Annotated in this window: 14 protein-coding genes and 1 pseudogene; 5 read left to right on the forward strand and 10 right to left on the reverse strand. The window is 66.6% G+C overall.

The annotated features are described in order from the left end of the window. Positions 1-51: 51 nt before the first annotated feature. The 3 genes and pseudogenes from RDU83_10395 to RDU83_10405 all read left to right on the forward strand — a co-directional run bounded on the left by RDU83_10395 (position 52) and on the right by RDU83_10405 (position 747). Positions 52-237: pseudogene (locus RDU83_10395) on the forward strand (type II toxin-antitoxin system RelE/ParE family toxin). A 9-nt stretch (positions 238-246) separates the two neighbouring features. Then, positions 247-534 (forward strand): HigA family addiction module antitoxin, encoded by a 288-nt coding sequence (locus RDU83_10400; GenBank protein ID MDQ7841424.1) that lies wholly within the window; start codon positions 247-249, stop codon positions 532-534. 54 nt (positions 535-588) lie between these two features. Beyond that, the gene (locus tag RDU83_10405; protein ID MDQ7841425.1) at positions 589-747 is read left to right on the forward strand and encodes a hypothetical protein; all 159 of its coding nucleotides are present in this window, start codon (positions 589-591) and stop codon (positions 745-747) included. Here the strand turns inward: RDU83_10405 and RDU83_10410 are convergent. From RDU83_10410 to RDU83_10455, 10 genes are all read right to left on the reverse strand, one after another. Further along, entirely contained in the window at positions 744-2519 is a 1776-nt protein-coding gene (locus tag RDU83_10410) for a S8 family peptidase (GenBank protein ID MDQ7841426.1), read from the reverse strand. The two genes, RDU83_10405 and RDU83_10410, sit on opposite strands and share 4 nt — an antisense overlap. Before the next feature lie 126 nt (positions 2520-2645). Continuing rightward, a complete protein-coding gene (locus RDU83_10415) occupies positions 2646-3248 on the reverse strand; it encodes a hypothetical protein (protein ID MDQ7841427.1) in 603 nt (200 codons plus the stop codon). Positions 3249-3300: 52 nt separating this feature from the next. Further along, the gene (locus RDU83_10420) at positions 3301-5382 is read right to left on the reverse strand and encodes a hypothetical protein (protein ID MDQ7841428.1); all 2082 of its coding nucleotides are present in this window, start codon (positions 5380-5382) and stop codon (positions 3301-3303) included. Further along, positions 5379-6893 (reverse strand): LptA/OstA family protein, encoded by a 1515-nt coding sequence (locus RDU83_10425; GenBank protein MDQ7841429.1) that lies wholly within the window; start codon positions 6891-6893, stop codon positions 5379-5381. The genes RDU83_10420 and RDU83_10425 overlap by 4 nt, the downstream gene beginning before the upstream one ends. Next, positions 6890-8008: an LptF/LptG family permease gene (locus RDU83_10430; GenBank protein ID MDQ7841430.1), complete on the reverse strand. Its 1119-nt coding sequence runs from the start codon at positions 8006-8008 to the stop codon at positions 6890-6892. Before RDU83_10430 ends, RDU83_10425 begins: the two co-directional genes overlap by 4 nt. 92 nt (positions 8009-8100) lie before the next feature. Further along, complete coding sequence (locus tag RDU83_10435) at positions 8101-8568, reverse strand: BsuPI-related putative proteinase inhibitor (GenBank protein MDQ7841431.1); 468 nt, start codon at positions 8566-8568, stop codon at positions 8101-8103. Positions 8569-8637: 69 nt separating this feature from the next. Beyond that, a complete protein-coding gene (rpoZ, locus tag RDU83_10440; protein MDQ7841432.1) occupies positions 8638-8847 on the reverse strand; it encodes a DNA-directed RNA polymerase subunit omega in 210 nt (69 codons plus the stop codon). A gap of 82 nt (positions 8848-8929) precedes the next feature. After that, a complete protein-coding gene (locus RDU83_10445) occupies positions 8930-10009 on the reverse strand; it encodes a type IV pilus twitching motility protein PilT (GenBank protein MDQ7841433.1) in 1080 nt (359 codons plus the stop codon). A 79-nt stretch (positions 10010-10088) separates the two neighbouring features. Next, entirely contained in the window at positions 10089-11237 is a 1149-nt protein-coding gene (locus RDU83_10450; GenBank protein MDQ7841434.1) for a M20/M25/M40 family metallo-hydrolase, read from the reverse strand. Continuing rightward, positions 11224-12090, reverse strand: a complete 867-nt coding sequence (locus RDU83_10455; protein MDQ7841435.1) for an EamA family transporter — start codon at positions 12088-12090, stop codon at positions 11224-11226. Before RDU83_10455 ends, RDU83_10450 begins: the two co-directional genes overlap by 14 nt. A gap of 94 nt (positions 12091-12184) precedes the next feature. On the opposite strand from RDU83_10455, the gene RDU83_10460 reads away from it, so the two are divergent. Both RDU83_10460 and RDU83_10465 read left to right on the forward strand, forming a co-directional pair. Continuing rightward, positions 12185-12703 (forward strand): DinB family protein, encoded by a 519-nt coding sequence (locus RDU83_10460; protein ID MDQ7841436.1) that lies wholly within the window; start codon positions 12185-12187, stop codon positions 12701-12703. A 36-nt stretch (positions 12704-12739) separates the two neighbouring features. Beyond that, positions 12740-13111: a hypothetical protein gene (locus tag RDU83_10465; protein ID MDQ7841437.1), complete on the forward strand. Its 372-nt coding sequence runs from the start codon at positions 12740-12742 to the stop codon at positions 13109-13111. Positions 13112-13150 lie beyond the last annotated feature (39 nt).

Raw genomic sequence — 13150 nt, forward strand, 5'->3', positions numbered from 1 at the left:
CGGGCGGCTGGGCTGGAGCTCTAAAGTGTACCATTACTTAGGCAAGGATCAATAATACTGGCCCGCCTGCATGCGGCCACGAGCCCACAGGATATGAACCTGCCCGGTCTGGGTCTGCATGAACTCAAGGGTTACCGGAAGGGGACATGGGCTGTGACAGTGAGTGGGAACTGGCGAGTCACGTTCTTCTTCCGTGGCAGAGATGCCGAGGCGGTCGACTACGCGGACTATCATTGAGGTGGAACGATGTTGATGCACAACCCTCCACATCCTGGAGCGATCCTTCGCGAGCTGTGCCTGGAACCTCTGAGCCTGAGCGTCACGGAGGCTGCCCGGGCGCTTGGGGTGAGCCGCAAGACGCTCTCCAGTCTCCTGAACGGCCGTGCCGGCGTCAGCCCCGAGATGGCCATTCGTCTTTCCATTGCCTTCGGCACGTCCGCCGAGAGCTGGATGAACCAGCAGGCCATGTTCGATCTGTCGCAGGCCGAGCGGCATAGGAACAAGCTCAAGGTCAGGCGGCTCTCCGCGGCGTAATCGGGGCTCCTTGTTGTCGACCCGACCGTACGAGTCGCCGGAGCCCCTGTGGGGGTGGACCGCCTCAGGCTTGTGCTGGTGGATCACTTCTCCGCGCAACTGATTGACTACGAACGCACGGCGACCACCCTGGTGGAGTTCTATCCCAGGATGGTCGCCGCCATTGACCTGGAGCTCGAGCTCCGCCGCTGGGCGGAGCGTAAGCCGAACTAGCCCCGCCTCCGCCTCGGATCGGATGAACCGTCAGTGCCCTGGTACCTGGTTCCTGCCACGGCCATGGGCACGGCAGCCACGGAGATGGGCGCCCCGGTGTACCGCTGGACCGTCACAGCCCCGATGGGAGTCGTGGCGCCGGGGGTGATGGCCACGTTGGGAGTCACCCCGTAGTAGTCCCCTGTGTCCACCAGGTTGTTGGCGTTGAAGTCCTGCCAGACAAACACGGACTTCGTGCCGGTCTGGGCGTTGGTGATCGTGAACGCGCCGCTGGGCTGCACGTACGCGGTGTTGCTCTGCTGGGTGATGGCCGACCCACTTATCACACCGGAGAAGGCGCGCATCTGTGTGGTCGCCGCGCCGCCGCTCACCGCGGCGGCTGCGTTGACCAGACCGGAACCAAACTGCGTGTCCTTACCCGCAGGACCTAGGTCGGTGGCGGTGCTCTCCAGCACGGACTGGATCGTCGCCGGGCCGGTGATGCCGCGCGATATCATCAACGCGACCAGACCGGCCACGTGGGGTGTTGCCATCGAGGTGCCCTGGAAACTCAGGTACGTGTTGCCCAGGTTCGGGCTCCAGGTGGCGCTGAGCACGCCGGGGCCAGTCGCCGGCGGCGGTGAGGCGGTACCACCTCCGGGGGCGGCCACATCTATCTCCGGCCCGCAGTTTGAGTACCGCGCGCGCTCGTTCGTGTTCGTCGTGGCCGCCACCGCGATGACGTTCAAGTTCTGCGCCGGGTATAGAACCGGGCCGCAGTAGTCGTTGCCCGCGGCCGCCACCAGCGTAGCACCAGCATTCCGCGCGTATGTGATCGCGCTATCAACGGTGGGGTAGTTGCCCGGGGAGCCCCCCAGGCTCATATTGATGACCTTTGCCCCACGCTCGGCGGCGTAGATGATGGCATCGATGATGTCAGCGAATGTGCCTGAGCCGCACCCACCGAGTACTCGCAGCGGCATGATCTTCGTCGCCGAGACACCGCCCCAGTTCACGCCGGCCACGCCCTCGCCGTTGTTGGTGCGGGCCGCGACGGTACCCGCAACGTGCGTCCCGTGGCTCTGGATAGCGGGAAGACCCGGGCACCCGGGATCGGTTGGATCATTATCCCTGCCGTCGCCGTCGCCGTTGTCCAAGTCTGACACGAAGTCGGTCACGGGGCCGGATCCGAGGACCGTCACACCAATGAGGTCCGGATGATTGAACCGGATCCCTGTGTCGAGCACCGCCACGATCACCGGACCACCGGTGGTGATGTCCCAGGCCGCCGGCAATCCGATCTGCGGATAGTGCCACTGGGAGCCGTACATGGGATCGGTGGGCGTCACCGTCCTGTAGGCATAGGCGTCCTGCTCGACATACTCAACCAGGCCGGACGCGCGGTAGGCGGCCATGGCCGCGGCAGCCGCAACCCCCGGCCCCAGGCGCACAACCTGCACGTCCAGCCGCTCGATGGTCCGCAAGACCGCCCCGCCCGCCTGCGCGTGCAGACTGGTGGCAACCGCGGCCGCGACCCCTGGCCTGAACTTCACCATGAGTTGATTGGGCACATACACGGGCCGGTCGAGCCTGGTCCGCAGCGGAAGCGCGGGCACAGCGGCAGAGGGCGCACCGGTTCCGGTGGCCGCCACGCTCACCATTCCCGTAACGGTACCGGTGGACGGCGTCGGGGTAGGTGTGGGCGTTGGCGGGGTTACCCCGGGCACACCGCCGCCGCACGCGGCGGTGACAAGCACAACGGCTACAAGAAGACTAACGCGGCGCAGAATCAACCCAGCACCTCCAGAGGTGAACCGAAGCACAACTCTCGTATTCTACTATGCCCAACGGTCGCCGTCTCGCCGCACTCTGACCGCCGCCGACCGGAGAACGCTGCCGCCCAGAGAACGCTGCCGCCCTCAGGGCGTCGCGATCCGGATCTCACCGCCGAGGATGTCGAAGTTTGGATCGGGGCAGTCCCCGCGGGCGTCGCGCACCGTCACGAAGAGGTCACGCCGCAGGTCCACGGTCACGAATCCGAATCGGTCGGTGGCGCCCGGCCCCAGCGCGTCGAGCGGCCGGTTCGACCCGTCCGTCGTGACGAAGTTGACCATGACCCGTGTCGGAAGGCCCGGACCTACGCGTAGGTCGGCCAGGGGCACCACCACCTGCAGCGTGCGCCCGTCGGGCAGCACGGTCCCCCCCAGGAACGGCGCCGGAGGGCGGATCACGTTGAACCCAAACGGCGGAGCCGTTACCTGGGGCACGGTGCCGAAGAAGAACCGGCCGTCGCGGTAGACGGCGTAGTGCGTCCAGTTGGTGCTGTCCGGCTGCGGACCCAGCAGAAGCGAGTCGCTGACCGTAAACGCGATGTAGTAGGCGCCGCCGCGGTCCTGGAGGGTGCCGGCGACGTTCATGGTGATCGCAAGCTGGTGCCCGCTCTGCGCCCCTGCGGGCATCGTCAGTGCCACTATTAGCGCCGCCAAGAGCGCCGTTGCCGAAAGAACCCGAAGCCGCCTCATCCTGCCTCACCTCCGTGTACCGCGCCATGCCTGGGGGCCACGGCCTGAGATCTCACTGCCTGGGCCACAGCCACGGCTGGTCGAACAGAATCGTGCCCTGGCCGCTTACCCCCACGCGTCCCCTGACCCAGGGAAGCGCGGTCAGCCATGTCTCGAACCAGATCTCCCCTGCCACGCCGCGATAGGTAATCGCCGCGGCCAGGCAGTCGTCCCAGATCCGCGTAATCGTCAGCCGGTCGTGGTAGAAGCGGCCGCTGCTCCCATCATAGAACCCATAGTAGGCCGCCTGCCAGTGGGGACTCAACTTCACGTCGAAGGCGAGTTCTGCCCGTGAGAGCCCTCCCAGCGAAGGATCATAGGCCACGGCAGCGGCGGCAGTCCATCCCGGCCGCGGCGCGTACTGTACCTGTGCCACTATCGGTGCCAGGCGGCCACTGATCCCATCAAAGGAGGTCGTGGCCGTGGCGATCAGTCCCGGCTGTCTGTAGGTCAGGGTGGCATCGGCCTGTGCCATGCGCCCGGACAGCCGGTCGAACGCAAATGGCGACTGCCCGACCTGATCCTGATAGGTGAGACCGAGCTGGCCGGTCAAGGATGCATTGATCTGGTGGGTGTAGTCGAGCCGGCCTGAGATGAACGCCCGCGCGTCGCCACTGGAGTAGTACGATCCACGCGCCTGAGCCCGCAGGTTGAGGTAGCCGCGGTCAGACACAAGTAGAGGCCCGCCCACCGTCACCGCCGCGTCGGCGCGCAGCGCATCGGCGGTTCCCGAGGGGAGCGTCTCGCGGAAGCGTCCCAGTCCGGCCTGCAACTGGTAGACGAGCCGCGTACCGGCCAGCAGCCGCGGATCGCCCACGACGGTCAGTTCCGGTAGGCGCTCGGTGGTGTATCGGATGTCGCCGGGGAACGCGTCGCCGTCAAGGTCAACGCGCCCCTCGGCAACTAGTGACGCGCTGTAGCCGGTGCCGCGGTAGCGCAGGACGAGGCGGGGAAACAGCTCGTCGTCGGTTCCTGCCGAGGACGCGGCGCGGGAGAAGTCGGCGGCCAGCTCCGCGGACAGCGCGTCGCTCAGCCGCAGGGAGTGAACCGCGCGGCCGGAGTAGCTGCGCGACGAGAACCCGGGCCAGTCGCGCCCGGAGTAGCTCTGGTAGAGCATCGAGTACGAACGCGGTCCGCGGTGGTAGGCATCCACCACTGCGAACAGCTCAACCGGCGCACCGGGTATGGTGGCCGTGAGATAGTCCGTAAACAGCCGCGCGGTGACATCGCCCATCTGCTGCTGGTGGCTGAGGACGATGCGCGAGTCCGCACCCCCGGTCTGCTTGTTCTCAAGGCGATAGAGGAACGCCACGCCGCTGCCCCGGCGCAGGCGGTAGGCGTGCTCGACCCCGTACCCGACCCCCAGCCGGTCCATCAAATCGAGCCGTAGGTAACCGTAGTGGTTCTCGTTGAGGGCGTACGAGTAGAAGGTCTTGAGGAAGTACCCCTCTGTCTCGGAGTAGCCCACAATCGGGAGCAGCCGGCTGGCGCGCTGCTCCCGGATGAAGATCACGAAGGAGGGCCAGGTGAAGACCTTGCGTCCCGCGATCCACACCGTTACCTTGCGGCCGACGATCTTGTCGTTCAGGTACACCGTCAACTCGCCCGCGGTAAGATTGACGACCGGATTCGCTCCCTCGCAGGTAGTGCACGAAGAGACGCGTGCGGAGAAGAACGAGTCGAGCGCGCCCTCCATGGTCTCGGCGCGAATGAACACGGTGCCCAGCACCATGGGCCCTGAGTATGCCGCCGCCGCCCGCGACATTCGGCCGCGGCGCGTTACCAGGTTGTAGTCGAGGGAGTCGCCCCGGACGCTCTGCCGGCCCACTTCCAACCTGACCCGGCCCTCGGCGCGTACGTCGTTCGTCCCAAGGTCGGCGCGCAGGCGGTCGGCGCTGATCACGATGTCCTGGTAAGTGACCACCACGTCGCCGGTGGCGACCAGCACACGCGTGACGCGGTTGTACTGAAACGTCCTCGCCCGCAGCGCAACCGGGATCTCTGCCTGCGCCATGGCCGAAGGCACGGAAACCGCGCCCGCCGCCAGGGCAAGAACGATCAGGACCAGGGCATGGCGAACCCGGCCGTAACTCACGGTTTCCTGGTCGGGCTGGGACGGATGACGAACTCGGTTTCCACGTTCCCTTCTGCCTCGAAAGTCTCGTCGGCCAGAGAGATGACCGCCCGGTCGGCCTTCAGACGTGTGCCGTCCGCTTCCTGCATGCGCACGTTGCCGGTAACCACGAGTATCCGTGTTGCGTCGGTATAGGTTCCCCGGTCCCCGGTCGCCCACCGATCCTTCTGGACCACCCGCACCTGGCCCTCGGCGGTGATGTTCTTGTCCCGCAGCGTCATTACCATCCGGTTGCAGGTGAGTCTCACCAGCCCTTCGCCGCTCGGCTGCTCGACAACGACACGACCGGTCAGTACCGCCCGGTCTGCGGGCTCGGAGTAGGTCATCCGGTCGGCCCAGGCCGTCCGGCCGGGCTGGCGGACGACGACTCCGCCCTCGGCCTCGGCCTCGTTGTTGTCCCATCGGAAGACGATGCGCGGGGCGGTAACGGTGATATCCTGGCGGATCAGCGTGGCATCCTCGCGCACGTCCGCGCGCATGGTGAGCAGGTTGGCCTGCATCCGGCCCCCGGTCACCCGGCTCCCGGGCTGCGTCAGCGTCACGCCACCCTCGGATGCAACCTCACCTGTTCTGGCCTCGTGGCGCAGCGAGGCGGCGGTCATCGTGGTGCCGCCTTGCGACGCTTCCACGCCCCCGGAGGCGGTCGTGACCTCCCCCCTGAGGTCGAAGCGCATCTGCGGTGCTCTTATCGTCGTGTCTTTCTGGACAAGTACCACGCCGCCTGACGCATCAGCGGTCTCAGTGCGCATCTCATATCGCACGGCGGCTGCGGTAAGCCGCTGATCCCGCCGCTGCACGCTCACCCGGCCCTCGGCGACGGCCACCTGGGAGATCTGCTCCAGCCGCAGAGCGTCGGATTGGATTTCGACCTCGCCCAGGGTCAGCACAACGTTGCCCGAGGCAACCACCACCTTAGCGCGCGCATCGTACCGGACGCGCTCGGCCCGCAGGCGCCCTGGGATGTCGGAGCCGGGCTGCGGAGTGGAAGATGGACCGGCCGTGGGCAGGAGGGCAGCGGGCAGGAGGTTTGCCGACGCCGTCACACCGCCGGTCAGCTCGATCACCTGCGTTGAGGGATTCCACGCCGCCTCCGGCGCCGACAGGGTCTCACCCCGCACGGTTGTGATGCGCAGGCCGCCCTTGATGCGCACCGAACCGTCCTGACGGTCGAGCACGATACGGCCTCCTGTGGCGGTCAGGGCGGGCACGCCGTTCAGGTGGATCACCGCGCTGGGCCGCCCGGTAAAGGTGGTGGTGCGCTGGTCACCGCTGACCTCAACGCGATCGGCGGTGATCTCCGCCTGCTTCTCCCCCTGCTGGCGCAGCACGATCTGCGCCCCAGACATGCGCACCGCTGGCTGCTGTGCCGGCTCAGGGACCGCCGGGCCGGGTGAATGGGCCAGCCACACCGCGGTGCCCGCCGCTGCTGCCGCGGCAAGGGCAACCAGCACCGCCACCCGGTGCGCGTTCACAGCTGCGCTCCCGCGCCCCGCCCGCGTCGCCGGGGCACCAGCATCCGAAACCAGCCCTCTTCCTTCGCGATGAGCAAGACCCCCGCGGCCAGGAATAGCAGGTTGGGCGCCCACGCCGATAGCAACGGTGAAAGCGCGCCGGAGGAACCGAACGCGCGCGCGACGGACATGACCGAGTAGTAGGTGAAGAGCAGTGCGATGCTGAGCCCCACTCCGACAAACCGTCCGCCCCGGGCCGACTGCAGGCTGAGCGGCGCCGCCACCAGGGCGAATATCACGCTGGCGGCAGGGACGGCCAGTTTGCGATGGAACTCCACCGCCACCCGGGGCGAGAGCCCTGACTCGAACATCTCCGACTGGGACTTCAACTCACGGAACGTCATCTCTTCCGGCGTGCGCTGACCGGTCAGGAACTCCCCGGCGTCAAGCCCCACGTTGATCTCCATGGACGCGAACCCGGCCTCATACGCCGTGAACCCGTCTGGGCCCACCTCCCGCGCCACGCCGTGGAGGAGCGTCCACGTCTTAGCAGACCATGTGGCTTCCCGCGCGGTAATGAGGCGGGGCAGCGGCCCTTCTGCCTCGTAGATCATCACGTTGCGCAGCACCCGCGCATCCCGGTCCACCCTGTGGACGTATAGGAACCGGTTGCCGGGACCCCGCAGGAACACCTGCTCGCGCACCTGCGGGAAGGCCGCGCCAAAGAGCGTCGTCCTGATCAGGTTGTTTGCCCTGTGGTTGGCCCAGGGCGAGACCACCTCGTTCGTCAGGAACGTCAGCCCCATGATCAGCGCCCCAAACGCCAGTACCGGCGCGAACGCCCGCACCAGGCTCGTACCCATCAGCCGCATCGCCTGGAGTTCGTGGTCCCTTGCCAGCCGTCCCAACCCCAGGAGCGTCCCAAAAAGGGTCGCGACCGGGAAAGTGATCACCATGATCGCGGGAAGCTTGTAGCCAAGCAGCCGCAGGATGACGTCGGGCGTGGCAGTGCCCGCGACGATGTAGTCGGCGAGCGTGTAGAGAATGTCGCCAACCAGAATAACCAAGAACCCCCCAACCCCCAGCAGGAACGGTGGGAGGAGTTCCCTCGCGATGTACCTGTCGGCGATTCGCATCTGAACCCGCCGCCCGCTCACGCGGGCCGCGGGTTCCTGACTTCAGCCCGACCGGGCGGCACTCCTGCCTAACGCTGACCGCCGGTAACTGACTAGGGACCGATCGTGATCCGAACCGGCCCCACCTCAGCGCTTGCAGGACCTGGGCGCTGTGCGCCCAGGAAGATCGCAGAAACCTCGTAGGTCCCGGCATCCACGCGACGCCCCTGCAGATCGCGCTGGTCCCACGCGACGGAGTAAGAACGCGTCTGTCCGGGAGCCAGCGTCATCTCGCGAATCACCTGGGCGAATGCCCTGTCGTGCGACCACTGCCAGATCAGCGCACTGCGCTGCCGCACGAAGAAGTCGTACTCCTGCGCGCTGGAAGCGGTGAGCACCACGGGCGAGGACGCGAGATTCGTGACCCGCATGCTTATCTGCACGGGCGCGCCGGGCGCGTGGGCCGCGCTTGCGGTGCTCAACTCAACCCGGAGATCCCCGGCGGTCCGCTCTGCGGTCGACGGCGCCGCGCCACCGAACAGCGCTAGGAGCAGCAGGCACACGGCAATCAGTCCGTACATGGGTACGCCTCCTCCCGTCGCATTGAAATACGGCGGGCGAGAGTTGGGAGTTCCCTTCGTGCGATGGGGCTAGCGGTCCAGGGAGTGGGGCGCGTCCGCCGCCCGCACCCGGCCGGTGGCGATCTCCTCCAGCGCAATGCTGACCGGGTTCGCGCTGTCCACGTCCACCAGCGGCAGCACGCCGTCCTTCAACTGGCGGGCGCGCTTCGCCGCGATGATGACGAGACTATACTTGCTCTCCACGTGCTCAAGCAGTTCTTCCAGGGGGGGCTTGATCAATTCGGTCACCTCAGGATGGCACCCCCGTATTGTAGCAGCCGGGAGGAAACCGTCAACACCCGGGGGTAAGCGCCGCCGGGCGTCAGAAAGATGCGGCTGCCAGGCCGTCGCGGCCGCAGAGCTGGGCCAGCTCCTGCGGGTTGCTCGTATGGGCCATGGCGACCTCATAGGTCACAAGGTGCTGTTTCACCAGTTGCCGGAGTGCCTGGTTGAGCGTCTGCATTCCATCCTTGATGCCCGACTGTATGGTGGAAGGAATCTGGTGGGTCTTGCCCTCGCGTATGAGGTTGCGAATCGCCGGCGTTCCCACCATGACCTCCACCGCCGCTATACGACCGTGCCCCTCACGGCGCGGAAGCAGTGTCTGGGAGAGCACGCCCTCGATGGCCACCGATAGCTGCATCCGGACCTGCGGCTGCTGGTGCGGTGGGAAGACGTCCACGATCCTGTCCACCGTCTGCGGGGCGTTGACCGTGTGCAGCGTGGCCAAAACCAGGTGGCCGGTCTCGGCTGCGGTGATCGCGGTGGAGATCGTCTCGTGGTCCCTCATCTCTCCGATCAGAATCACGTCGGGGTCCTGGCGAAGCACGTGACGAAGGGCCTCGGTGAACGAGTGCGTGTCCGCGCCGACCTCGCGCTGGGTTATGAGGCACTTATCGTCGTGATGTAGGTACTCGATCGGATCCTCGATCGTCACCACGTGGCAGGACCGAGTACGGTTGATGTGGTTTACGATGGACGCCAGCGTGGTGGATTTGCCGCAACCGGTCGGCCCTGTGACGAGCACGAGCCCCCGTGGCAGCGAGGCGAGGTGCGTGAGGATCTTGGGCAGTCCCATCTGCTCAATCGTCGGCACCGCGGCCGGGATCGTCCTGATCGCGGCGCCGACGCCGCCCCGCTGCATGTAGATGTTGACGCGGAAGCGCGATACGCCGGGCAGGCTGTAGGCCAGGTCCAGCTCCAGTTGCCGGTGGAACTCCTCGAGCTGTGCGGACGTGAGGATCTCGGCGATGAGCCCTTTGACCTTCTCCACCGAGAGGCGCTCGTCATGGGCCGGTTCCAGCCTGCCGTCAATGCGCAGCGTCGGGGGGGTACCGGCCTTGACGTGGAGATCCGACGCACGGCGTTCCACAACCGTGCGCAGAAGAGAATCCATTGTCATGCACAGGCACCTGAGGGTAAAGAGATTGGAAATGAGATCGTAACAACTCTAAACCGTTCATGCCCCCGGTGGCCTAACCCTAGACGTGCTCGGACTTCCTCTGCAGCGACGCGGCGATCAAGCGGTAGGCAATCTCGAGGGCCGACCCGACCGGAGCGGTATCCACTTCCTCTTGCACCGTGTGGACGCCCCGACCCCGACCTATCCCAAGGCAGACGGCCGGCGCCCCATGGCTGAGCGGCACGTTGGCGTCGGTGCTGCCCGCCTGCCACTGAATCTCCTCACCCGCCTCCGCGGCACAGGACTCAACCAACCTGACGAGCCAGTGCTCTGATGGGAGTCTTCCGCCGGCCCTGTCGCCCACGAGCTCGAAATCGAGGGAGATCCCCGCGGCAGCGGCAGCGGCGTCCGCGAGTAGGCGAACCTGGGACTCGATCTGTGCCAGGCACTGCCGGCTCTCCGACCTCAGATCGAGCAGGCAGGATGCCTCGGCTGCGATGGTGTTCACAGAGGTCCCGCCGGAGATCACCCCCACGTTGTACGTCGTCCGATCGCCGGACGGGAGTTCGATCTCCGACAACCCCGCGATCAAGCGGGCCAGGCCGTGGATCGCGCTGGGCTGCCCGAAATCCTGCCAGGAGTGGCCGCCGGGCCCCCGCGCGGTGATGCGGTAGCGCCGTGAACCGATCCCCGCCGCCTCCACGAAGTTGAAGGTTCCGCCTTCTAGTACCACCCAGATCCCAGCGTGTGAGCCGTAGCGATCCCACAACGCATGCATGCCGCGCAGGTTCCCCAGGCCTTCCTCGCACACGTTGGCCGCTGCCACGAGCGTGCCTCGGGGAGCCAGCTCCCGCCGCAGGACGTCGGCCAGGTGTATCAGCGCCGCAACCCCCAGACTGTTATCGCCGATGCCAGGGGCGGCCAGGACGCTGCCGCGGCGCTCGACGCGCGGCCGGATCTCCATGCCGAAGACAGTGTCCAGGTGTGCGCTGCCCACAACAGTGGCCAGCGCAGGATCACCGGGCAACTCCCAGACAACATTGCCCGCATCGTCCACCTCTCCCTCGCCGAGCCCCAGGCCGGTGCCGAGGCGGCGCACAAGCGCGGCCCGCTCGCCCTCGTGAAAGGTGGGGGCGGGCACCTCACAGATCGCCACCGCGTCGTCCAGCACGGCCTGGCGAGCCCGTTCAAGCGCCGCGATTCCCGCGACCAGATCACCTGCGCACATCTGCGACTACCTCCCTCCTGGCAATCCACACACCGAACAGCACCACGCTTCCCCCAAGAACCTGCAGCGCGCCCAGCGGCTCCCCCAGGAGCGCCCAGGCCGAGATCAGCGCAACGACCGGAATCAAATAGGAGAAGGCCGCTGTGCGCGCGCTGCCAAACGCCTGCACCGAGGTGTACCAGATCACGTAGCCGATCACCACCGCAAAGACCGCCGAGAAGGAGAGCGAGGCCCACGAGCGCAGGCTGACGGCCGACCAGTCCACGCGGATCAGACCCGGAATCGCCGAGGCGAGGATGACCGGCAGGCCGAGGATGAGCGTCACCGTGGTAAGTCGCAGCGCCGACATCTTTCGTAGGAAAGGTCGGGACAGCACCGTGTACGCCGCCCAACACAGCGATGCGGAGAGAGTAAGCAGGTCGCCCACCACGGAACCGCCCTCGGATGGGAGGCCGCCGCGGCCCGTAATGAGCACGAACACGCCGACAAACGCTATGACAAGCCCTGCCCACATGCGGGGCGACGGCCGTTCAAGGCCCACCGCCACGCCGAGCACGCCCACGAACAGCGGCACCAGCGCCAGGATCAACGATGAATGGCCCGCGGTTGTGCGGGCAAGACCGGCCATGAACAGCGTCTGGTAGCCCGCGTGGCCCAGCAGTCCCAGCAGCGCGAGCCCGGGGAGGTCCGAGGGCGGGATGCGTTGCGGTCCTTCCAGGCGGCGGAGAACGACCAGTAGCAACACCGCGGCGCCGGCGAACCTCAGCCCGTTGAAAGCGAACGGGGGCAGTTCGGTAAACGCGCTCTTCACAATCGGAAAGTTGAGTCCCCAGATTGTAACGAGCATGAGCATCGCGGCGTTGATACGCCTTTGGCAGGGCATGCCCGTGCGAGTCGAGAACAGTCCGACCATACGATATGTATACCATCCAGGAGGGTGAACGCGCATGCAACCGCAGACGATGTACGAGTACTTAGTGCAGGCCCGCCGGCGGCTTTTCGACTGGATTCGGTCGCTGACAAAGGAGCAGTACGAACGCGAGTTCCCCTACGGCCTCAAGACAATCCATGCCACGTTGCTTCACACCGCCGGCGCCGAATGGGCATACTCCCACCGACTGGCGGGGCAGCAGGTGACGGCGGCCGACAACCCCTACACCGCGGAGAAGACTCGTTCGTTTGCCGAACTCGAGACCGCCTGGTCTGCTATGGCCGATGGGACTCGTGCTGCCCTGGCGCAGGTCTCCTCATGGGACGAGCCGGTGGCGTACCGCATCTACCCGCAGGGACCCGGCAGCCCGGCGGTCCGGATAACCACGACCCGGGCAGGGGTGATGGCGCAGCTCGTCCTGCACGAGGTGCACCACCGTTCGCTGGTGATGTCTATGCTGAAGCAGATGGGAGTGGCGGCGCAGAATCTGGATTACTCCGTGTTGATGTTCGCGCGCGAGCAGGAACCCGCCTAGGCCCCAGGGGCATAGGCCTCCATGGCATAGTCCTCTATGGCAATGTGGCGCGCGCCATCTCTGCTGGTCGTCGCCCTGGTGAGTGGCGGCTGCCTGTTGGTCGCGCCTCGGCCCGAGGTGCGACCCGGCGCCTTCGCCGAGAGGACCGTCGTGTTGCTGCTGGAGGGCACCCCAGGCCTCGCGTTCGAGGGCTCCTACGGCACCCCCTTGCAGAGCACCTCCGCGCGCGGGACAGTGCCGGCGCAGTTCGTGGTGAAGACGAGGGTGGCCGTGGCCGCGACGTTCACCAAGGCGGCGGCCGAGGGAGAGCTGGTCGTGCGGGTCCTGGTGGACGATAAGGAGGTGCTGCGGCGCAGCACCTCCGCGCCGTTCGGTACAATCCTAATCACCCGATCGTTCTCACCGTAGCTCCCTACGGCGAGCAGCCCAGGCACTTCTCGAACTCCC

It is taken from the genome of bacterium (genome assembly GCA_031082185.1).
Lineage (GTDB): Bacteria > Sysuimicrobiota > Sysuimicrobiia > Sysuimicrobiales > Humicultoraceae > VGFA01.